We start from the raw sequence: 21,812 nt of genomic DNA on the forward strand, positions 1-21,812 counted from the left end.
GTATGAATTACTATATTGGCATAGATTCAGGAGGCACCTTTCTTAAGGCTGCGCTTTATTCCGCAGATGGCGTGCAGCATGCGATTGCAAAAAAAGCGGTACACAATATCTATGAACAGCCAGGGTGGGTGGAACGTGATCTCACGGACTATTGGCATGATTTTGTCTCAGTGATTAAAGACTTATTACAGCAATTTAAGGGGAATGTCCTTGACATTAAAGGGCTCAGCATCTCAGCGCAGGGCAAAGGTGTCTATTTATTAGATAAGCAAGGGCACCCATTAGGTCATGGCATTACTTCTGCAGATGGGCGTTCTATTCAGATTGTTAAAACATGGTTATCAGCAGGGCTAAATAAAAAAATTTATCCTGTAACAAAGCAAACATTGTGGACGGGTCATCCAGTTTCAATTTTGCGATGGTTGAAAGAGCACCAACCTGAACGATATGAAAAAATTGGGGCAGTGTTAATGTCCCACGATTATTTGCGCTATTGCTTAACTGGTGATATCAGTGCTGAACTGACAAATATCTCTGAGAGTAATTTTTTTAATCATCATACTGGCGGATATGACAGCGGGCTACTAGCTGAATTTGGTATCCCAGAAATTGAGCCCGCTTTGGCTAAAATTATTCAGCCAACACAGCTGGCTGGCTATATCCATCAAGCCGCATCTGAACAAACCGGGCTACCACTGAATTTAGCTGTCTATGGCGGGCTTTTCGATGTTGTTTCTACTGCAATGTGTTCAGGGATTGATGAATCGAATCAGGCGATTAACTATGTTATGGGCACGTGGTCTGTCACATCTGCTATAGTTCATCAGATTAAGCCCTCTGATTATCCTTATGTTTATGGATATTATCTTTATCAAGATCAGTATATTTTGCATGAAGCAAGTCCGACCTCCGCCAGTAATTATGAATGGTTTGCTCCCTATTTAAGCGAAGACGGTGAATTAAATCATGACCTTAATGCCGAGCAAGTCGCGCAATTGCCAAAAGCTAATAGCTCACTCTATTTTATTCCTTTTATATATGGTTCAAATGAAGGGTTAGGGATTAAGGGTGGATTTTATGGATTACAAGCTCATCATCAGCGTGGGCATCTGATTCAGGCGATATGGGAAGGTATCTTATTTTGCCATTATGTGCATTTAGAGCGAGTCAGCGCAATTTATCACAATGCTAAGCAGTTAAGAGTGACAGGCGCTGCGGCCAAAAATAGCGTATGGATGCAAATGCTCGCTGATTTAACACAGATGGTGGTCATACCCACCACAATTGAAGAACCAGGTGCATTAGGTGCAGCTTTAATCAGTATGTTAGGCAGTGGTGAAATTACACATATTGATGATATCAATGCCACATTAGTGAGTGATAATCGTGTGTTTTATCCTGACGCACAATTAGCGGATGTCTATTATCAGAAATATTTACGTTATCGTAAATTAGTCGGATTATTAAAACAATTTGAAGACAGTGTGGAGTAAATAACATGAGTAATCAACCTAAATTGCAAGTTGCTTTAGATATGCATGATTTAGAAGAGGCCCTTAGTAAGGCTCAAGCAATTGCCGATTACGTCGATATCATCGAGATAGGGACAATTCTCGCATTTTCAGAGGGTATTGCTGCTGTTAAGGCCATTAGCGCCCAATTTACGGATAAAATTATTGTGTGTGATATGAAAATTACAGATGCTAGCGCTATTTTGACTAAAATGGCATTTGAAGCCGGTGCAAATTGGGTGACAGTAAGCGCAGCTGCTCATATCGAAACAATCCGTACAGCAAAAAGTATTGCAGATAAATACCAAGGACAAATACAAATTGAGCTTTATGGGCATTGGACCGAAGATGATGTGAAAGCGTGGGTGCATGCTGGTATTGAGCACGCCATCTTACATTTACCTCGAGATGCTGAACTTGCAGGAGTAAGTTGGAACGAATCGCATTTATCAGTTATTGATATGTTGGTAAAACATGGCTTAAAAGTGTCTGTCACTGGGGGGATAAAATATGATACGATAGATAAGTTTAATGGGTTAAAAGTGGAAGCATTTATTGTTGGACGTGCATTTACGGAAGATAATGGATTGCAAAACGCACAAGCGTTTTTAAATAAAATAAAGCATGCATGGACTTAATATGAGCGAACAAATTAAATCGCTAAGTAAGGCATTAATTGTATTAGAGTATTTGGCAAATTATCCAGATGGTTTATCATTACATCAGCTTTCACAAGAATTGGGAATGACTAAACCCACCTTACATAGAATTTTGTCGACGTTTGAGGAGACCGGGTATGTGAGTCAGCTTAATCCTAGTCGCGATTACCAACTGACAATGAAATTACTCCATATTGGCCATAGCGCATTAAATTCTAATGTATTAGGTCTAATTAAACCCTACCTCTTTAATTTGCTCAATGAGACACAAGAGACCATTAATTTTCTCACCTTTAATGCCGATTCAATTATTTTTAAAGAGAAGTTAGAACCCATAAATGCAGCGTTTCGTACGCGAACATATGTTGGGTTGCATCTGCCGATGTACTGTTCTGCGGCCGGAAAGTGTTATTTAGCGTATTCATCAAAACGGGTCAGAGATGACTATTGGCAACGCAATGCCAGCGCCATGGTTGCACTGACTGAAAATACGATTTTAGATCAGACGAAATTTTTTAATGAACTAGAGAAAATTAAAAAACAGGGATATGCGTTAGATGATGAAGAAAATGAAGCGGGTATCTCCTGTATTGCAAAGCCTATTTTAAATAAACAAGGTATGCCAATTTATGCCATTAGCATATCAACCTTGACGCCAAGAATGAAACAATATGGCTATGATAAATTAGCAGATAAAATCAATCAGGCAGTCATTAACATTCAAGAGAAATTTAATTTCAAGTAGGAGTTTAAATGGAGCAGATTAAAAATAAATTAGGTATTTATGAAAAGGCGATGCCAGCAACCCTCACCTGGCGTGAACGTTTTGCTACGGCTAAATCGTTAGGATTTGATTTTTTCGAAATTTCTATTGATGAGACAGACGAAAGAAGAGCACGTTTAGATTGGTCACATGCTGAAATAAAAGAAATTATTGACCTAATTCATGAATTTGAGATGCCGATTCAATCAATGTGTTTGAGTGCACACAGAAAATTCCCTTATGGGTCAAGTGATCCTAGCGTGCGCTTAGAAGCGGATAACATCATGCAAAAAGCGCTGAAACTTGCACATGTATTAGGTATCAGAGTGATACAACTAGCAGGTTATGATGTTTATTATGAGCCTCAAACAGCAGAAAGTCATACGCGGTTTATTGAAGGGATGTATTTAGCATCTAAACAAGCAGAACAATTTGGAATTATGTTGGGGGTGGAAATTATGGATACTGCCTATCTTAATTCATTAAGTAAGTTTGAAATTTTAAAACAGAACATCCCATCACCATTTTTCATGGCTTATCCAGATGTAGGTAATATCTCAGGTTGGAATTACGATATTGCTACGGAACTTAAATTGAGTAAACATCATATTGTTCAAGTTCATTTAAAAGATACACTATTTGTCAAACCTGGATTTAAAGGTCAATTTAGGGATTTGGTGATTGGTGAGGGGCAAGTTGATTTTCCTGTTGTTTTTCAAGCATTAAAAGAGTGCAATTATGCAGCACCGCTCGTAATTGAGATGTGGGCATCAGACGAGAACTGGGAAAAGAATATTGTCACTGCAAAAAATAGGTTAAGAGAAATTGCAAGTGACAATGGATTTTATTTTTAATTCGTTGTAATTAAGAATTACTTCCAAATAAATACGAGTGCCAAGCCAATGCATGAAAGTAAACCAACTTGAACGGTAAAAAATCTAATCTCTGTGAGAATTTTACTGAGATTAGATTGAATTTTGATCTCACTAAGTGGATTAATGCGTGTATCTGAGTCTATCGTCATGTGTTTCATAGAGTGCCTTGATAAATAATAATGTGATCTTGATCATATTATTATACGTCCCAGCTTAGGTTTGTCAAATATGCAAGTTAATTAGTTAACGCGCTACTTATTACCATTCAACGGTGTATTAAATAATTAATATATGCTCAAATGCTTTTGATATAAAAAATTATTAAGATACGCAGCGCTACTTAGAACAATCTGATGAGTTAGCTAGTGCAATATTCTTAAAACGAGTCTCAAGCAATAATATGTAATTCAATACAAGAATAGCTATCATTCTAAATATTAATATCCTTGAGGCCGAAGCAATAAAGAGATAATGCAAGGATGCTTTGCTAATGAACAACGGCGAATCTACGAACCATTAATAATGCTAATAAATTGACTTAATATTATTGCTTATAAGTGGAGTCGAATGTAATCCCAGAATTTAATTTTTTTAGAATAAACCACTAATTATTAGGAGAGATGGGTGTGCGGCTTAAGCGTATTAATATTATAAATTTCAAAAGATTCTCTAATTTAACGATTGAGGATATACCGCAATCAGCGAAACTAGTTATTTTAACGGGCCCTAATGGATCAGGTAAAACATGTATTTTTGAGGCGTTTAATGCCTGGATGAGTTTGTATGGTTATAATCGCGGAATAACTCAGGAAGAGTATTGGTCCAAGTCTAGTGATATTTTTAACAAAAATGAGATTTGGGATAATTTTGACTTAAAAATAAAACTTGAGTGGTATAACAATCAAGATAGCCAAAATTTAATGGGCGATGTACCTAAGAAAAAATATTTTTACATCAGAACTGCATATAGGTTTGAACCTGATTTTACCCTGCAGTCTTTAAAGAAAGTCAATAATGTGCTTGAGAATCTTAACCGTCCTAATCTTCTAATCTCTACGGATACACGTGTTTCTGATAATTATTTAAGGCTTGCTGCGAGTGGACTATCACGTGTATGGTCTAATGATGAAACTGAAAGAGCATTAAGTGTTGGAGAATTGCAAAAACAGTTAATAGGAGAGATTAAACAATCAGTAGAAAATGTATTTGATGATCTAAAGTTTGAAGGGTTAGGTAATGTTTTAGAATCTGGCACATTTAGATTTACTAAAGGAGATTCTAAGAATTTTCATTATAAAAATTTATCGGGTGGTGAGAAAGCAGCCTTTGATTTATTGCTTGATTTTATTGTGAAAAAAACTGCTTTTGATAATACAGTTTATTGCATTGATGAGCCAGAGCTGCATATGCATACTCGTTTACAGTCTAAGCTTCTAGATGAGGTATTCCGTCTATTGCCCGATAATTGCCAATTATGGATTTCTACTCATTCAATTGGCATGGTACGTAAAGCGACAGAACTGAACAAAACAAATCCTGGAGAGGTGGCATTTATTGATTTTCATGAGAGGGATTTTGATCAAGACGCCATTTTGACCCCGACCCAGCCAAATCGGCTTTATTGTAAAAATATGTTCTCTACTGCGCTTGATGATTTAGCTGATTTGTTAGCACCAGAGTATCTGGTTTTTTGTGAGGGAAAAAAGCTAGGGGATACGACAGGAAGTAAACCAAGTTTTGATGTGGGAGTGTATAAAGTTATTTTTTCTCAACGATATCCTAATGCCGAGTTTGTGCCATTAGGGGGTACAGGTGAAGTTAAACAGAATAGTGAGTTAATTATTACGCTATTAAGCAAGATTACCCCTAATGTCAAGTGTTGGTCTATTTATGACAGAGATGATCGTGCTCCTCATGAAATTGAAGAACTTAAAACCAACCAAGTATATGTATTAGACAGAAGAGATATCGAAAGTTATTTATGGGATGATGAGGTTTTGGATAAATTATGTATGAAGTATGGTAAACCAGAAAGCATAGCTTCAGTATTAGCCCAAAAGGCACTGCTTATTTCTGAACTCAAAATTAAAAATAAACCAGCAGATGATATCAAGGCTATTAGTGGTAAATTATATGATTTTTGTAAGAATGAATTAAGTCTAACGGGGCGGGGTCAGAATGCCGAAGCTTTTGCCACAGACACGTTAGCTAAGTTAATTACCCCTGATTTACAGATTTACCAGGAACTTGAAAGAGCGGTTATGGCGCCTTTACTCGTGAAAGAATAAATCAAACTAAAATCCCTAATTTATCGAAGTCGACTTGTAATTAGATTTAGATATCATTATTGGCTGGGTATATGGTTGCTATCCATCAATTAAGATGTTGACTCATCTCCACATCTTAATTGATTAACTATTTAGATGATATTGCTATTATGCGTTCATATTTATAAAAATGAGCGATAAGGCAGCTCTGGCTCATCAATGAAAATATCCTTGAATCCACGAAAATGTTGATAATGACGTTTATCTTTATCAATTGGGTAAGTGTATTTACCACCAACTTGCCAGAAGAAAGGTGAGAATTGATAATCGAGTCTATTTTTTTTCATATCCCACAAAACTTCAATTTCTCGCGTATCAGCTTGAAAATTAGACCAGATATCGTGATGAAATGGGATAACAATCTTAGTATTAAGCGATTCCGCAGCCCTTAGAATATCAGATGATGTCATTTTATCTGTAACACCACGCGGGTTTTCGCCATAGGAGAGCAGGGCTACATCAATGTGATGATCATTACCATGTTTCGCATAATAATTTGAGTAGTGTGAATCCCCTGAATGATATAGGTTACCGCCAGATGTTTTAAGTAGGTAATTAACCGCTCTTTGATCCATACCATCTAAAATGGATTTATCTGTTGAGGATGTACCCGCAGGCAATGTGACTAATGAGGTTCTATCAAATGAATCTAGTACAGTAATAGTGATATCCTCGATTGTTATTTCATCCCCTACTTTCGCAACAATACACCGATCTTCAGGTGCGCCCCATTTCATCCACAAATTGACACATGCTTGAGGTCCGATGAATTTTACACTTGATGGGCAATTCTGAAGTACTGCAGCAGCGACATTCACATCAATATGATCAGCATGATCGTGTGTAGCAAGTACAGCGTTGATTTCTTTGATGCCAAAGGGATCTAGCACAAAAGGAGTAGTTCTGAGGTTTGGTTGTAGCGCTCTTACTCCCCCCATTCTCATCATTTGATGCTGTTTATTCATCAGCTGATTTTTTTGTGTGCGTTTGCCTGTGCCACACCAGAAATCAATACACAGATTAGTATTATTTTCGGATTTGAGCCATATTCCTGTACAGCCTAACCACCACATTGAAAATGTATTCGGCGCAACGACTGTATTGGTAATTTCTTCATTGAGCCATGTCCCCCATTCAGGAAAAGTTTCTAATATCCATGATTCTCTCGTGATCTCATTTACTCTACTCATAATGACTCCTTGAAAATAAAAGTTAAACTAAGATGACTTCTACACCTGATTTTTTTATCATTTCAATTGCTTGAGGATTAGCCTCTTTGCCTGTAATAACAAAATCGATAGTATCTAATGGGCAAAATAACATGCCAGAGTCGACATTCATGGCAATTTTAGAACTATCAACAACAACGACTATTTTGTCTACATTTTTGATGATCTGTTGTTCGGAAAGCGCGGTTAATATTTCTGTCTTATACAGCCCATTTGGCGTTAATGTTTTCCCACTAGTAAACATCCATTTTGCAGCATAAATATCATTCATCATGCCGAGAGGATTTAAAATAACATTCTGATTTTTATTATATTGCCCACCCATGATGATGACATTTTCATGGTCATGCTCAATTAAATAACACGCAAGTGGGAAGTAGTTAGTAATTATAGAAACTTTTTTATTGCATAACTCGCGACCTAATAAGAATGCAGTTGAACCGCAGTTGATAATGACATTTTCATATTCTTGACAGAAGGTTGCTGCACATTTAGCAATTTTTTCCTTTTCATTAAAGTTCATATCATTACTTAATGAGAGTGGCGCCCATTTTGGCTGATTTTCGGTTAATTTATTTCGTTCTATGCCATTTCGTACTTTTTTAATATGTCCTGCTTGTGCAAGTTTAGTGATATCTCTTCTTGCAGTAGCTGGTGAAATTGAAAAATGGTTCACGATATCAATTACTTTTAGTTGTCCTTTTTGATTGATGAGTTCTTTAATTGCATTTTGCCGAGATACTTCGTTCATGTGTAATTGCCTCTATTGGTTGTGGATATGACTCATCATTTTATCTCAGATTCCGTTAAAGCAAAGTGATTATCTTTTGTTGTTAATCTTATCGAGTTTTATTTAATCATGATTTGACTTTTAATGATTGTAAATGATTATTTTTGATTGTTAAGGTGAGGTTCATACATACATATGGAGGAATGTTATATCGTATACATATTGAATCAAAGAATATGCCTATCCCTTTCACACTATGAGGAATGAATAATGGAAATAATTTATTCGGTATTTTATATCTTTTTCAATCAAGTCATGACAAAGGCACCACTTTTACTTGGTTTAGTCTCTTTGCTCGGATTTATGTTGCTAAAAAAAGATGTCACCACGATTATTAAAGGCACAGTCAAAACAATAGTTGGTTTTATGTTGTTGCAAGCGGGTTCAGGAGTGCTTGTTTCTACATTTAAACCCGTCATTGAAAAATTGTCTGAATTTCATGGGATACAGGGCTCAATCATTGATACTTACGCATCAATGGTCGCCGTAGAGACCTCCATGGGAGATTTCTATTCATGGGTTGGTTATGCAGTATTAATCGCGCTTTCAATTAATATTACTTTGGTTTTATTAAGGCGATTTACTGGCATAAGAACGATCATGTTAACAGGCCACATAATGTTTCAGCAGGTAGGGTTAATTACACTATTCTACTTTTTATTTGGCTATAGCATGTGGGTGGCTATTCTTTATACTGCAATTTTGACTGCGCTGTATTGGGGAATTTTTTCAAATATGATGTTTAAGCCAACTCAAGCAGTCACAGGAGGTGCAGGGTTTTCTATTGGCCATCAACAGCAATTTGCATCATGGATAGCAGTTAAGGTCGCACATCGTTTAGGGGATAAAGATGATTCCGTCGATAAATTAAAACTACCTGGTTGGCTGCATATTTTTCATGACAGCATTACAGCGACTGCAATTATTATGACTGTATTTTTTGGGATTATTTTATTGTCCTTTGGGTTAACTAATTTGCAAACGATGGCTGGAAATACTCATTGGAGTATTTATATATTAGAAACAGGTCTGAAATTTGCTGTTGCTATCCAGATCATCGTTTCAGGTGTTAGGATGTTTGTTGCAGAACTATCAGAAGCTTTCAAAGGTATTTCAGAAAAACTCATCCCAAATGCCGTATTAGCAATTGATTGTGCTGCTATCTATGCATACTCTCCAAATGCAGTTGTGTTTGGCTTTATGTGGGGAGCATTAGGTCAGTTCTTGGCGATTGCGTTATTACTTATTTTTAAATCACCGATTGTGATTATTCCTGGCTTCATCCCGATGTTTTTTTCAAATGCAACAATAGGTGTGTTTGCTAATCATTTCGGTGGTTGGAAGGCAGTTATGAAGATTTGTTTTATTATGGGGATCATTGAAGTATTAGGATCTGCATGGGTTTTATGGATATTTGCTAATAACGGCACACCAATTGACGCGTGGATGGGGATGGCTGATTGGGCACTTTTATTCCCCCCAATTTTACAGGGCTTATCCATTTCGCATTTATTTATCTATGTGATTATTTTAGCAGCATGTATTTATATGTATTACGCATCTAAAGCGTTAAGAAAAGAAGAAATTATGTCAGTGAAAGCAGCGGATAATGATATCTCAGTTCGAAATCAAAAAGTAGTCAGTATTCTTGCCGTATGTGGTAGTGGCCAGGGTTCATCTATGATGATGAAAATGAAAATTGCCTCATATCTTGATAAAAAAGGGATTCAATACACAATCGACTCTTGTGCCGTGACTGATTATAGATCTAAATTATCAACAACAGATATTATTGTTGCTTCTAATCATCTTGTAAGAGAAATTCAAGGCGATGCAAATACATCTGTACTTGGTGTACAAAATATGTTGAATCCAAATTCATTTGGCGATGAGTTGATCAGTTTAATTCACCGATTTGATAAATAAAATGAGGGGCTATCATGAAATTTAAACAATCTTTAATAGAGAACGATTCAATTTTGCTGAATGCGAGCGCAGAGGATTGGCAATCAGCGATAAAATTAGGTACTGATATGTTAGAAAAAACAGGTGCAATCACGGCTAACTACTATCAAGCGATTATTAAGGCAGTTGATACTTTGGGTCCATATATTATTTTAGCCCCAAATCTAGCAATGCCTCATGCGAGACCTGAAGATGGCGTCAATTGTACCGCTTTTGCACTTGTTACACTAAAAACGCCAGTGTATTTTCCAAGTGAGGATGATCCAGTTGATGTATTGATTACCTTGGCTGGAAGTTCAAGTGATGAGCATATTGCAATATTACAAGAGGTGACACAGGTGTTAGATGATGAATCATCAGAGACAGGTATTAATTTAGATAGGATTCGCACCTGCAAAAATAAGTATGACATCTATCAGGTGATAGATGAATCGCTGAAATGATTTAGTCTATGGAATATGTAAAGTTTAAAGTATTTTAGTTATTATCACTATAAGAGGATATATAAAAATGAAACCGTTATTACAAATTGCATTAGATCAAATTGAACAAGACGACGCGCTAGAAGTAGCGAAATTAACGCATCAATTTGTAGATATTATTGAAGTCGGTACAATTCTAGCCTTCTCTAATGGTGTTCGTATTGTGAGAACCCTAAGAGACCTATACCCTACTCACACCCTTGTGTGTGATCTTAAAACAACAGATGGTGGGGCAATTTTATCTAAAATGGCATTTGAAGCAGGGACAGATTGGTTAACAGTTTCAGCAGCAGCCCATATTGCGACGATTAATGCCTGTAAGCTACAGGCAGATAAATATGGCGGAGAGCTTCAGATTGAAATATATGGTAATTGGACATTTGAAGAGGTAGCTGCATGGCGGAATTTAGGCATTACCCAATGTATTTATCATCGTTCAAGAGATGCAGAGCTTGCAGGTTTAGGGTGGCTTGATGCAGATATTGAAAAAATGAAAAAACTTTCTGATTATGGTATTGCTGTTTCTATCACAGGGGGAATTGTGTCTGAAGATATTCATTTATTTAAAGAGGTTAATGCAAAATGTTTTATTGTTGGTAGGGCATTAGCAACTCAAGGTGGAGATGGCGTTGCTAAAGCCATTAGGCAGGAAATTGATAAATATTGGTTGTAACAGCATGAATTTTAGTCTAGGTGAATAATGCAATTTATTTAGGTTATGTGATATCGCATTATTCACTATACCTTACCTATCATAGCGAGAAATCCTAATTTAAAACGATATTTCTTATGTTATATCATAATTTTGATACATGGCAGGAAAGTGATATGAGCATACGATACTTATTTGCTCAGACCTTCAAATAACTTATTGAATGAGCCTTTTTAGTCTCACTGTCTAGAATTTGAATATTATGATTGACTGTTGATGGATATAAACAAAATTTACTTTTTATATTCTAATAACTTTTTAAATTGAGTTATTTATTTTTTTGGATTTTGAATTCGATTGTTATTTACGGACATGAGAGAGGAAAATAAAGAAAAATGGATACTCCATTGCAACGTGCGAGATACAAATGGGTATGACGCTAGCACACAATATCTGGAATGAAAGATGTTACATCTTAGTGGTAATTTAACTTTTTGAATCATATTATTTAAATGGTTTTTTAGTGATTTATCGTGACGTGTAAAACGTAACTAAGTAACATTTCATTATATAGCATTGATTAATATAATAAATATTAGGGTTTGGTAATAAATTATGTGATTAGGTTCACAGATGAGTTATTTAACATTTGTATAAATAATTAATAACATTATCATAGAATGACAACGATAACATTTTTACGATGAATCTCGTTTTATCATGTTGTTTCATCAGAAAATGAAGTTTTCATTTACAAAAAGAGATATAGATATGGATCCAGTCAATCATTTAGATGTACTCAAAGAGAAAGTATTAAATGCTAATTTAGCGCTTCCAAAACTTGGGTTAGTTAAATTAACTTGGGGTAATGTGAGTCTTTGCGATAGAGAAAATAACCGGGTTATCATCAAACCGTCAGGGGTTGATTATGCTGTGATGACTGCACAAGATATGGTAGTTGTTGATCTGTCAACGGGGGAAGTTTTGGAGGGAGTAAAGAAACCCTCTTCTGATTTGCAAACACATCTCCACCTTTATCGTACGTTTTCAAAAATTAACTCAGTCATACATACACATTCAAAATTCGCGACAATATGGGCTCAAAGTGAAAAAGACCTACCTGCATTAGGCACAACCCATGCTGATTATTTCTTAGGTAATATACCTTGCACGCGTAGGATGACGGAAATCGAAGTCAAAACAGATTATGAATTGAATACTGGCAAAGTAATTTCAGAAATGCTTATCGAAAAAAATATTGATCCTATTGAAATGCAAGCTGTTTTAGTTGCTGCGCACGGGCCGTTTGTTTGGGGTGAGAGCTGTGAGAAAGCAGTGGAAAACGCTTTAGTGCTCGAAGAAATTGCAGAAATGGCTATTTACTCAAAAATGTTAACGCCAACATTGGGGGGTATGGATGAATATCTATTGCATAAGCACTATTTTAGAAAGCATGGTCAATTTAGTTATTATGGGCAAAATTAATCAAAACATCTTAATTATATAGGAGTTTCTATGAGTCAAAAAATGAAAGCAGTGGTATGTCATGGCCCACAAGATTACAAACTGGAAACCATCTCAATACCAAAATTATTTCCAGGAGATGTATTACTTAAAGTAAAAGGTTGCGGTATTTGTGCTGGCGATTGTAAATGTAAAGCCGGTGCAAAAATGTTTTGGGGTGATAATCCGTGGGTTAAACCACCTGTGGTACCTGGACATGAGTTTTATGGCACCGTTGAAGATTTAACACCTGAAGCACAAGAAAAATATCAAATTAAAAAAGGGGACAGAATAATAGCAGAGCAAATCGTCCCATGCTGGAATTGTCGCTATTGTAAATCGGGTAAATATTGGATGTGTGAGGTCCATAATATTTATGGATTCCAAAAGGATGTAGCAGATGGCGGTATGGCTGAATATATGCGTTTATCAAAAAATGCGATTATTCATAAAATTCCTGAAAGCTTAACTCATGAAGAAGCTGTATTTTTAGAACCAATGGCATGTGCAATTCATACTGTTAATAGAGGCGACATTCAATTAAATGATGTTGTAGTGATTGCAGGTGCAGGTCCACTTGGTTTAGGCATGGTTCAGGTAGCTAAACTAAAAACGCCTAAAAAATTGATTGTAATTGATGCGATACCGGAGCGTTTAGAATTAGCTAAAAAATTAGGTGCTGATATCACCATAAACCCTTTAGAAGAAGATGCTGAAAAAATAGTGAAATCTCTTACTGAAGGATATGGCTGTGATGTCTATATTGAAGCGACAGGTGCACCAGTAGGTGTTATCCAAGGGCTTAATATGATAAGAAAATTAGGTCGATTTGTAGAATTCAGTGTTTTTGGTTCAGAAACAACTGTGGATTGGTCAATTATTGGTGATAGAAAAGAATTAGATATCAGAGGTGCACATTTATCACCATACTGCTATGAAATTGCTATCGATTTATTTGAAAGAAAACTATTAACCGTCGAAGGCATTGTGACACATTCATATTCACTTGATCAATGGGAGGAGGCATTTGATATTGCAGCAACAACAGATTCAATAAAAGTTGTTATTACACCGTAGTAATTTTAGATGATAAAAAAATAGTTTTTATTATTAAACCAGAGAGTTTGTTAATTTTACATTTAATTTTAATCAGGAGTCTATATGGCTAATATTATTAAGAAAGTTGGTTTGACTGTTTCTGCTATTGCGCTTGGTGTTGCTTCATTTACTGCAAGTGCTAAAGATTTAGTGATTGGCATGTCATTTCAAGAATTAAATAATCCTTATTTTGTTGTGATGAAAGAAGCTTTGGAAGAAGCAGCTGGCACGATGAATGCGAAGGTTTATGTATCTGACGCTGCGCATGATGTTGCAAAACAGATTAATGACATTGAAGATATGCTTCAAAAAGATATCGACATTTTATTAATAAACCCAACTGATTCTGTAGGTGTTCAATCCGCTGTTGAATCTGCCAAAAATGTCGGTGTTACAGTAATTGCGATTGATGCTCAGGCACAAGGTCCAATTGATTCATTTGTTGGTTCTAAAAACTATGATGCAGGCTACCAATCAGGTCAGTTCTTAGCTAAATCAATTGGTGGTAAAGGTGAAGTTGCAATTTTAGATGGTATTCCAGTTGTTCCAATTTTAGAGCGTGTAAAAGGCTTTGAAGATGCAGTAAAAGAATTTCCTGAAATTAAAATTGTGACGAAACAAAATGGTAAACAAGAGCGCGATACTTCATTGTCTGTTACCGAAAATATGATTCAAGCTAATCCTAATTTAGTAGGTATCTTCAGCGTGAATGATACAGGTGCTTTAGGTGCATTAACAGCAATTGAGGCAAGTGGTCTTGATATTAAATTAGTGAGCGTAGATGGATTCCCAGAAGCGATTGATGCAATTTTAAAAGATGATTCTAAGTTTATTGCAACAGCGGCTCAATTTCCACGTGATCAAGTCAGAATTGGTCTTGGTGTTGGTTTAGCTAGGCATTGGGGAGCGAATGTAGCTAAAGAAACTCCTGTTGATATTAAATTAATCGAAAAATCAAATGCAGCAGGCTTTAGCTGGTAGAGTAAAGTATAAGTTGTGAAATAACAATGTTATTTCACAACTTGCATGGTGAATTAAGATTGCATTTATATGTATTGATTAGGGAGTCTTCAATGATACCACTATTACAATTAAAAAATATTAGAAAATCTTTTCCTGGCGTGAAAGCGCTTGATGGTGTCGATTTGACTCTTCAATCTGGAGAAATTCATGCATTGTTAGGTGAAAATGGTGCAGGGAAATCAACATTAATGAAAATATTAAGTGGGATCTACCAACCTGATGAAGGTGAGATTATTTTAAATGGTGATACCCAAAAATTTAAAAATTATAGAAATGCTATTAGTGCAGGTATTGGTATTATTTTCCAAGAGTTTTCATTAATTCCTTATTTAAATGCAACGGAGAATATTTTTTTAAATCGTGAGATTAAAAATAAATTTGGGTTTCTTGATAAAGCGGCAATGACTTATCAAGCTAAAAAATTATTTAAAGGTTTGGAAATTGATATCAATTTATCAGTACCAATAAGTCAATTAAGTGTCGCACAGCAGCAATTTGTGGAAATTGCAAAAGCACTATCATTAAATGCAAAAGTATTGATATTAGATGAACCAACCGCGACACTAACACCTGCAGAGGCAGAACATTTATTTCAAATCATGAATGATTTGAAACTGCAAGGTGTTGGTATGATTTTTATCTCTCATCACTTAGATGAGATTTTTGAAGTGTGCGATAAAATTACTGTATTAAGAGATGGCCAATATATTTCTACCACAAATGTAAAAGATACGAATGTAGATGAATTAGTTGCATTGATGGTTGGGCGAAAATTAGAACAAGCATTTCCTGAAAAATTAACTGTTCCGCATGATGCACCTACACTTATTGAGGCCAGTATTCAGCACAAAAAAGATGATCCGATAGATACATTTTCGGTAAAACAAGGTGAAATACTTGGGTTTGCAGGATTAGTGGGTTCTGGTAGAACAGAGCTTGCGCTAGCATTAATCGGTGCATCTAAATGTCACACCAAGTCGGTTAAATTACAGCATAAAAATATCAAAATTAAAAATCCTTCCGATGCACTTAATCATGGCATTGGCTTGTTACCTGAAAGTAGAAAAACTCAAGGATTAGTGCTGCCTTTTAGCATTGAAAGAAATATTACGCTTAATAAAAATGAAAAAAAATTAGGACTGCTGATTAATCATAAAAATGATTTGAAAATAGTGTTAGAACAAATAAAAAGTGTTGGTGTTAAAACGCCAAGTCACGAAACTGCAGTGAATACTTTAAGCGGTGGTAATCAACAAAAAGTGGTTATTGCAAGATGGCTACATAACCCGTGTAAGATTTTAATTTTTGATGAGCCTACACGTGGAATTGATGTTGGTGCAAAAGCTGAAATCTATGAAATTATGCAGCAGCTAGTGATAAAAGGTGTTTCAGTTATCATTATTTCTTCTGAATTACCTGAAATTTTAGGTTTATGTAACCGTGTGCTCGTGTTTAGATCTGGTCATATTGTTGCAGAACTAGCAGGGGAAAACATTAATTCACAAAATATTATGCTTGAAGCGACGGGAAATTAATTATGAATACATCGACTCAATCTTTAGAAAGCGTTAATCAAATTGAAAATGGTATTAAATCAAGATTTATTAAATATACAAAACAGCCTGCATTTTATCCATTTGTCGGTCTATTGATATTATTTATATTTATGTCTTTATTTAATGATTCATTTTTTACTAAAAATAATATTACTAATATATTAAGACAAGTCTCAATTAATGCCATCATCGCAGTTGGTATGACATTTGCGATCTTAAAAGGTGGGATTGACCTTTCTGTAGGCGCTGTTATGGCGCTTGCTGGTACTGTCACTGCAACGTTATTAGTTGCAGGTATTCCTATTCCGCTTGCAATTATTGCAGGTATTATTGTTGGCGCTCTTTTTGGATTTGCAAATGGTTTTTGTATTGCAATTGGTAAAATGCCACCGATTATTGTGACCTTTGCTACCATGGGGATAGCGAGAGGCTTCGCACTTCTTTATACAGGTGGATACCCAATATCAGGTTTGCCATCAGCATTTGATTTTCTCGGTAAAGGGGTACTTTTTGGTATACAAGTTCCGATTATTATTATGGCCATTGTGTTTATCATTGCTTATATGATACTAGTTCATCTCCCTTTTGGCCGTCATGTATATGCCATTGGTGGAAATGAAGAATCTGCCAGATTATCTGGTATTAAAGTGGTAAATGTTAAATTATGGGTCTACATTATTAGTGGTACATGTGCTGCGATTGCAGGAATTGTATTGACATCTAGATTAATGAGTGCACAGCCAAACTCTGGATTAGGGTTTGAGCTTGATGCGATTGCAGCGGTTGTGCTTGGTGGCGCTGCTATTTCTGGAGGGAAAGGAACGATTATTGGTACACTTGTTGGAGCTATTTTATTAGGCGTGCTCAGTAATGGGCTCAACTTAATGGATGTATCATCTTACCTACAAAATGTCATTAAAGGCTGTATTATTCTGTGTGCTATTTACCTAAGCTCGAATAAGAATGCTTAATTGAATTCTGTACGATGGTGTTGAGATTAACGGTTAAATTAAATGGAAATGACTATGGTTTATTTTATTGGTATCGATATTGGTGGCACGGTTGTCAAAGTAGGTTTGTATGACTTGCAAGGTAATGAAATTGGTGTGGAATCTATAAATGAGAATTTATTAACCCCACAGCAGGGCTATTGCGAAAGAGACATGAATCTCTTTTGGCAAAATATCTGCCAATTACTCAACACCTTGATATCCAATAAACAGATAACACCTAGTCAGATTAAAGGTATTAGTTTTAGTGCGCATGGAAAAGGGTTATATGCGATAGATAAAGCAGGTAACCCAGTACGTAATGGTATTATATCATCAGATACACGGGCTGATGATATTGCAAGAGCAACCGGGAATAATAAAGACTATCAAGCTGTTTATAATGTCTCTTATCAACAGTTATGGCCAAGCCATCCTGCAATTTTATTGTCTTGGATGAAAACGCATGAGTCTGCTAAATACGATAAGATTGATACAGTCTTTATGGCGCATGATTATATCCGCTTTAAGTTAACTGGCCAAAAGCATGCTGAACTAACGAATATTGCTGCTAGCAATTTGGTTAATCAGCAGTTAGGTGCTTATGATGATTCATTGTTTGACTATTTCAATATCAGTGATATCAAACATGCGTTACCACCGATTATTCAATCTACTGAATTGGCAGGATACATTACTGAGGAAAGTGCCGCACTGACAGGTTTACTGGTTGGTACACCTGTGTATGCTGGTTTTTTTGATGTTGTCTCCGCCTCAGTGGTTTCAGGTGTTTTTGATGATACCCAGCTTAGCGTTGTATTGGGTACGTGGTCAATTACGACATCGGTAATGAACCAAATCACACTTGATGATAATTACCCTTATATATGGGGTAATTACTGTTTAAAAGATAAATTTTATGTTCATGAAGGGACGCCAACCTCCGCAAGCAACTTAGATTGGATGTTAAAAGTCTTTTTTAATGGTGATACTCGCTATTATGAACATTTTGAACAATGGGCATCTGATTATATGGATAATCCTACAACTGATATTGTTTTCATGCCATATCTGTTTGCATCCAATACCAGTAAACCATTGCCTGCAACTATATTTGGATTAAGTGCCAATCATGAATTATCAGATATTTTGCCTGCTGTTTATCATGGTATTATCTCTTCACATTTAATTCACCATAAAAGAATCCTAAAGATCAATCCTAATATTAAAGAAGTACGATTGACTGGCGGACCATCTCAGTCAAAGGCATGGATGCAAATGTTCAGTGATGCCTTTGGATTGCCGGTAGACGTAGTTGATGTAAAGCAATCAGGCTGCAAGGGTGCAGCAATGTGCGCAGCAGTGGGTGCGGGATTTTATAAAGATTTGGATGAGGCTCAAAAAAATATGCTAAATGGGTTTACACGTTATGAACCAAGGCATCATCTAAAACAAATTTATGATGCTCATTTTGATAAGTTTATGAACTTAGTGACATTACTAGAGCAGCATTGATATTAACAAGACAAAAAATGAGTGGTATTTAGGCAATTAGTATAAAAAGTAGTGTAAACGATAATTAAGATGTATAGTTTGACCATAGCCTAATAGGTGAATTAGCTGTCATTTTTATTAAGGAATAAGCTGTGGCCAAAGATAACTCAACCATTATTGATATTGCTGCAAAAGCTGGTGTAACAAATATAACTGTTTCTAGGGCATTCAATAAACCACATTTAGTAAAGAAAGTTACCAGAGAAAAAATTTTAGCGATTGCAAAAGAACTCAATTATGTGCCCAATGCTTTTGCAAAAGGACTAAAAAGCAATAAGAGCCAAATTATTGGTATTGTAGCAAGTAGTATATATAACCCATTCTACTCTACACTGATTAAAACTGTTTCAAGAATTGCACATGAACAAGGCTATCAAATCATGATTTTTGATTCAGATGGTAAACAAGATGTTGAACACCAGGCGATTAAAACATTATTAAGTTATCAAGCAGAAGGAATTTTATTGTCAGTGATTAGGGATGATAAAATGTATAAGCCAGATTATTTAGACATGCTTGATGAATATAATATTCCAATTGTTTTAATAGACCGGGATATTCAAGATAAGACATTGAGTGGTGTTTTTTTGGATAATCATCAAATTGGTGTTGATTCGGGTATCTACATTGCAAAAAAACAAATTGACCGTTTATTGATTATTGGTGGACCTAAAGACTCTTTGATTACGCAAACTCGTATCAAAGGTATTAAACACGGCCTAGGGAATCTAAAAGATGAAATCATTATTGATAAACTATTTGGGGATTATTCATTTATAGAGCAAAAAGAAGCCTTATTCGAATATTTAACCCGAAAAGAGTTACCTAATATGATTGTATGCCTAAATGGTATTATTGCAATTGGTGCGTTGACGATTTGTCATGTATTAAACCTACAAGATAAAATATTATTTTTTTCGGTTGATCACCCGCCAAATTCTCAGGCTTATGGTCAGTTTATTCCCGGCATTTACCATAATTCTGACGAAATAGGGCAGATTGCAGCAGAGATTTTATTTGATAAGATCAATGTACCTGAATTAGTGAATCGACCGTTAAGAAAGGTAGTAAAAGGACACCTACAGACTAACAAAAGATTTTTCTTGAAAGATTTTCTTGCTGAACTAAGCTAATTTTCTTTATCTCTATTATGGAGTCGTTATGCAAAGAGAGTATTTTATTGGTGTTGATGTGGGGTCTGGCAGTGCCAGAGCCGGTATCTATGATAAAGATGGCAAACGTATTGCTTTTGATAGCCGGAATATTCAGCAGTTTCATTACAAAGAACTCTACGTAGAACAATCATCAAATGATATATGGTCTAATGTCTGTGCGGTAGTTAAAAATGTGCTTAAGTATGCAGATGTGAAGTCATCACAAATTAAATCTATAGGATTTGATGCAACATGCTCTTTAGTTGCCCTCGATAAAAATGATGAACCCATATCCATGAATATAGACAGTTCTTTGAATGAACAGAATATTATAATGTGGATGGATCATCGTGCAGGAAAACAAGTTGACTTAATTAATGCGACTGAACATGAAGTACTTAAATATGTTGGTGGCGAAATTAACATTGAAATGGAAATCCCTAAGATTTTATGGTTACAACAATTTGATGAGGCCCGTTATAAAAAGGTAGGACGTTTTTTTGATCTCAGTGATTTTCTTGTATTTAAAGCAACAGGTAATCCTGTTGGTAGTGTATGCACATTAACGTGCAAGTGGAATTATTTAGCGCATGAAAAACGTTTTAGTGATGATTTTTTAGCTGCAATTGGCCTTACATCACTTAAAGATAAATTACCTAAAAAAGTATTAGACGTCGGTGAGATGGCGGGATATTTGAATGCAATTGCTGCTGCTGAATTAGGGCTGGATGAGGGGGTGGTCGTAAGTTCAGGGTTAATAGATGCCCATGCAGGGGGATTAGCATTGGTTGGTGCTAATCCAGATCGCACGCTATCAATTATAAGTGGTACCTCAAATTGTCATATGATAGTCAATCCCTCGCCTGTATTTGTACCAGGTGTCTGGGGACCTTATTATTCAGCAATGATTCCAAACTTGTGGCTTTCTGAGGGAGGACAAAGTGCTGCTGGTGCTTTAGTTGACTGGACAATCAGACAAAATGAACATTGGCCTATTTTGGAAGAAGAATCTACAAAGCGTAACATCAGTGTTTATCAAGTTTTAAATGAATGGGTATTATCATTAGAAAAAAAAGAAAAATGGCCGACAATGCATCTACACGTACTTGCAGATCATCACGGTAATAGGTCTCCTCGTTCTAATCCAAATGCAAGGGGTGTCACAGTTGGGCTCACTTTGGAGCATTCTAAAGATAGTTTAGCAAGAATATATCTTGCCACACTTCAAGCTATAGCTTATGGAACTAAACACATCATACTTGAAATGAAACGCGCAATGCATAATATCCAACAAATCACGTTATGTGGTGGCGCTTCAAAGAATCCAATATGGCTAAGAGAATACGCTAATATCACTATGTCGCCAATTTATCTTTCTGAAGAGGAAGATGCTGTTACATTAGGGGCTGCAATCAATGGTGCTGTGGCAAGCGGCTTTTATTCAAATATTCAAGTAGCATGTCAACATATGGTTAGATTTAAAGAACCAATTATGCCCGATTCAAAAACAAATCAGTTCCACTTGGCAAAATATGATATTTATAATGATTTATATGAACAAATGATGAGTGCCCAAAAACGCATGGAAACGTTTAAGCGTAAATAAAATATCCATGACTCCGTAGAAAGGCCGCATAGGCTTGCTATTTTGCAGTACGTAATAACCATAAACTTTATTTTGA

The 21,812-nt window shown here is 35.8% G+C and carries 19 protein-coding genes; 16 read left to right on the plus strand and 3 right to left on the minus strand.

The window, feature by feature from the left end; genetic code table 11:
• The first annotated feature begins 2 nt into the window (after positions 1-2).
• Genes BMW37_RS05865 through BMW37_RS05880 form a run of 4 tightly spaced genes read left to right on the plus strand, consistent with a single transcriptional unit; the run spans position 3 to position 3,787 of the window.
• Entirely contained in the window at positions 3-1,493 is a 1,491-nt protein-coding gene (locus tag BMW37_RS05865) for an FGGY-family carbohydrate kinase (protein ID WP_093318548.1), read from the plus strand.
• A gap of 5 nt (positions 1,494-1,498) precedes the next feature.
• Positions 1,499-2,149, plus strand: a complete 651-nt coding sequence (locus BMW37_RS05870) for a 3-dehydro-L-gulonate-6-phosphate decarboxylase (protein ID WP_093318550.1) — start codon at positions 1,499-1,501, stop codon at positions 2,147-2,149.
• 1 nt (position 2,150) lies between these two features.
• Positions 2,151-2,915 (plus strand): IclR family transcriptional regulator, encoded by a 765-nt coding sequence (locus tag BMW37_RS05875; RefSeq protein WP_093318552.1) that lies wholly within the window; start codon positions 2,151-2,153, stop codon positions 2,913-2,915.
• A gap of 8 nt (positions 2,916-2,923) precedes the next feature.
• Positions 2,924-3,787 carry an L-ribulose-5-phosphate 3-epimerase gene (locus tag BMW37_RS05880; protein ID WP_093318553.1) on the plus strand — a complete coding sequence of 288 codons (864 nt, stop codon included), beginning with the start codon at positions 2,924-2,926 and terminating at the stop codon, positions 3,785-3,787.
• 17 nt (positions 3,788-3,804) lie between these two features.
• Here the strand turns inward: BMW37_RS05880 and BMW37_RS15080 are convergent, their stop codons facing one another.
• Positions 3,805-3,966 (minus strand): hypothetical protein, encoded by a 162-nt coding sequence (locus tag BMW37_RS15080; protein WP_177168594.1) that lies wholly within the window; start codon positions 3,964-3,966, stop codon positions 3,805-3,807.
• 468 nt (positions 3,967-4,434) lie between these two features.
• On the opposite strand from BMW37_RS15080, the gene BMW37_RS05885 reads away from it, so the two are divergent.
• Positions 4,435-6,096, plus strand: a complete 1,662-nt coding sequence (locus BMW37_RS05885; protein ID WP_177168595.1) for an AAA family ATPase — start codon at positions 4,435-4,437, stop codon at positions 6,094-6,096.
• Positions 6,097-6,257: 161 nt separating this feature from the next.
• Here the strand turns inward: BMW37_RS05885 and ulaG are convergent, their stop codons facing one another.
• Complete coding sequence (gene ulaG / locus BMW37_RS05890; protein ID WP_093318557.1) at positions 6,258-7,325, minus strand: L-ascorbate 6-phosphate lactonase; 1,068 nt, start codon at positions 7,323-7,325, stop codon at positions 6,258-6,260.
• A 22-nt stretch (positions 7,326-7,347) separates the two neighbouring features.
• On the minus strand, positions 7,348-8,115 hold the full coding sequence (ulaR, locus tag BMW37_RS05895) for an HTH-type transcriptional regulator UlaR (RefSeq protein ID WP_093318558.1): 768 nt from the start codon (positions 8,113-8,115) through the stop codon (positions 7,348-7,350).
• A 249-nt stretch (positions 8,116-8,364) separates the two neighbouring features.
• On the opposite strand from ulaR, the gene BMW37_RS05900 reads away from it, so the two are divergent.
• The 11 genes from BMW37_RS05900 to BMW37_RS05950 all read left to right on the plus strand — a co-directional run bounded on the left by BMW37_RS05900 (position 8,365) and on the right by BMW37_RS05950 (position 21,736).
• Entirely contained in the window at positions 8,365-10,080 is a 1,716-nt protein-coding gene (locus BMW37_RS05900) for a PTS ascorbate-specific subunit IIBC (RefSeq protein ID WP_093318560.1), read from the plus strand.
• 14 nt (positions 10,081-10,094) lie between these two features.
• The gene (locus tag BMW37_RS05905) at positions 10,095-10,562 is read left to right on the plus strand and encodes a PTS sugar transporter subunit IIA (protein ID WP_093318562.1); all 468 of its coding nucleotides are present in this window, start codon (positions 10,095-10,097) and stop codon (positions 10,560-10,562) included.
• A gap of 67 nt (positions 10,563-10,629) precedes the next feature.
• Positions 10,630-11,274 (plus strand): 3-keto-L-gulonate-6-phosphate decarboxylase UlaD, encoded by a 645-nt coding sequence (locus BMW37_RS05910; RefSeq protein ID WP_093318564.1) that lies wholly within the window; start codon positions 10,630-10,632, stop codon positions 11,272-11,274.
• A 750-nt stretch (positions 11,275-12,024) separates the two neighbouring features.
• Complete coding sequence (gene araD, locus BMW37_RS05915) at positions 12,025-12,738, plus strand: L-ribulose-5-phosphate 4-epimerase AraD (RefSeq protein ID WP_093318566.1); 714 nt, start codon at positions 12,025-12,027, stop codon at positions 12,736-12,738.
• Between the two features lie 30 nt (positions 12,739-12,768).
• Positions 12,769-13,833 (plus strand): alcohol dehydrogenase catalytic domain-containing protein, encoded by a 1,065-nt coding sequence (locus BMW37_RS05920; protein WP_093318568.1) that lies wholly within the window; start codon positions 12,769-12,771, stop codon positions 13,831-13,833.
• Positions 13,834-13,917: 84 nt separating this feature from the next.
• Positions 13,918-14,835, plus strand: coding sequence for an ABC transporter substrate-binding protein (locus BMW37_RS05925; RefSeq protein ID WP_093318570.1), 918 nt, complete (start codon positions 13,918-13,920; stop codon positions 14,833-14,835).
• 92 nt (positions 14,836-14,927) lie between these two features.
• On the plus strand, positions 14,928-16,412 hold the full coding sequence (locus BMW37_RS05930) for a sugar ABC transporter ATP-binding protein (RefSeq protein ID WP_093318572.1): 1,485 nt from the start codon (positions 14,928-14,930) through the stop codon (positions 16,410-16,412).
• A gap of 2 nt (positions 16,413-16,414) precedes the next feature.
• Positions 16,415-17,404 carry an ABC transporter permease gene (locus tag BMW37_RS05935; RefSeq protein ID WP_093318574.1) on the plus strand — a complete coding sequence of 330 codons (990 nt, stop codon included), beginning with the start codon at positions 16,415-16,417 and terminating at the stop codon, positions 17,402-17,404.
• A gap of 54 nt (positions 17,405-17,458) precedes the next feature.
• Positions 17,459-18,937, plus strand: coding sequence for an FGGY-family carbohydrate kinase (locus BMW37_RS05940; RefSeq protein WP_177168596.1), 1,479 nt, complete (start codon positions 17,459-17,461; stop codon positions 18,935-18,937).
• Positions 18,938-19,068: 131 nt separating this feature from the next.
• Entirely contained in the window at positions 19,069-20,109 is a 1,041-nt protein-coding gene (locus tag BMW37_RS05945) for a LacI family DNA-binding transcriptional regulator (RefSeq protein ID WP_093318578.1), read from the plus strand.
• A gap of 28 nt (positions 20,110-20,137) precedes the next feature.
• Positions 20,138-21,736 (plus strand): FGGY-family carbohydrate kinase, encoded by a 1,599-nt coding sequence (locus tag BMW37_RS05950; RefSeq protein WP_093318580.1) that lies wholly within the window; start codon positions 20,138-20,140, stop codon positions 21,734-21,736.
• Positions 21,737-21,812: the final 76 nt, after the last annotated feature.

This window comes from Thorsellia anophelis DSM 18579, assembly GCF_900111395.1.
Classification (GTDB): domain Bacteria; phylum Pseudomonadota; class Gammaproteobacteria; order Enterobacterales; family Thorselliaceae; genus Thorsellia; species Thorsellia anophelis.

What these genes read in the sequence shown, in the direction of transcription:
- BMW37_RS05865 (WP_093318548.1), top strand. Translation starts at nt 3, where the DNA reads ATGAATTACTATATTGGCATAGATTCAGGAGGCACCTTTCTTAAGGCT.
- BMW37_RS05870 (WP_093318550.1), top strand. Translation starts at nt 1,499, where the DNA reads ATGAGTAATCAACCTAAATTGCAAGTTGCTTTAGATATGCATGATTTA.
- BMW37_RS05875 (WP_093318552.1), top strand. Translation starts at nt 2,151, where the DNA reads ATGAGCGAACAAATTAAATCGCTAAGTAAGGCATTAATTGTATTAGAG.
- BMW37_RS05880 (WP_093318553.1), top strand. Translation starts at nt 2,924, where the DNA reads ATGGAGCAGATTAAAAATAAATTAGGTATTTATGAAAAGGCGATGCCA.
- BMW37_RS15080 (WP_177168594.1), bottom strand. Translation starts at nt 3,966, where the DNA reads ATGAAACACATGACGATAGACTCAGATACACGCATTAATCCACTTAGT.
- ulaG (WP_093318557.1), bottom strand. Translation starts at nt 7,325, where the DNA reads ATGAGTAGAGTAAATGAGATCACGAGAGAATCATGGATATTAGAAACT.
- ulaR (WP_093318558.1), bottom strand. Translation starts at nt 8,115, where the DNA reads ATGAACGAAGTATCTCGGCAAAATGCAATTAAAGAACTCATCAATCAA.
- BMW37_RS05900 (WP_093318560.1), top strand. Translation starts at nt 8,365, where the DNA reads ATGGAAATAATTTATTCGGTATTTTATATCTTTTTCAATCAAGTCATG.
- BMW37_RS05905 (WP_093318562.1), top strand. Translation starts at nt 10,095, where the DNA reads ATGAAATTTAAACAATCTTTAATAGAGAACGATTCAATTTTGCTGAAT.
- BMW37_RS05910 (WP_093318564.1), top strand. Translation starts at nt 10,630, where the DNA reads ATGAAACCGTTATTACAAATTGCATTAGATCAAATTGAACAAGACGAC.
- araD (WP_093318566.1), top strand. Translation starts at nt 12,025, where the DNA reads ATGGATCCAGTCAATCATTTAGATGTACTCAAAGAGAAAGTATTAAAT.
- BMW37_RS05920 (WP_093318568.1), top strand. Translation starts at nt 12,769, where the DNA reads ATGAGTCAAAAAATGAAAGCAGTGGTATGTCATGGCCCACAAGATTAC.
- BMW37_RS05925 (WP_093318570.1), top strand. Translation starts at nt 13,918, where the DNA reads ATGGCTAATATTATTAAGAAAGTTGGTTTGACTGTTTCTGCTATTGCG.
- BMW37_RS05930 (WP_093318572.1), top strand. Translation starts at nt 14,928, where the DNA reads ATGATACCACTATTACAATTAAAAAATATTAGAAAATCTTTTCCTGGC.
- BMW37_RS05935 (WP_093318574.1), top strand. Translation starts at nt 16,415, where the DNA reads ATGAATACATCGACTCAATCTTTAGAAAGCGTTAATCAAATTGAAAAT.
- BMW37_RS05940 (WP_177168596.1), top strand. Translation starts at nt 17,459, where the DNA reads ATGGTTTATTTTATTGGTATCGATATTGGTGGCACGGTTGTCAAAGTA.
- BMW37_RS05950 (WP_093318580.1), top strand. Translation starts at nt 20,138, where the DNA reads ATGCAAAGAGAGTATTTTATTGGTGTTGATGTGGGGTCTGGCAGTGCC.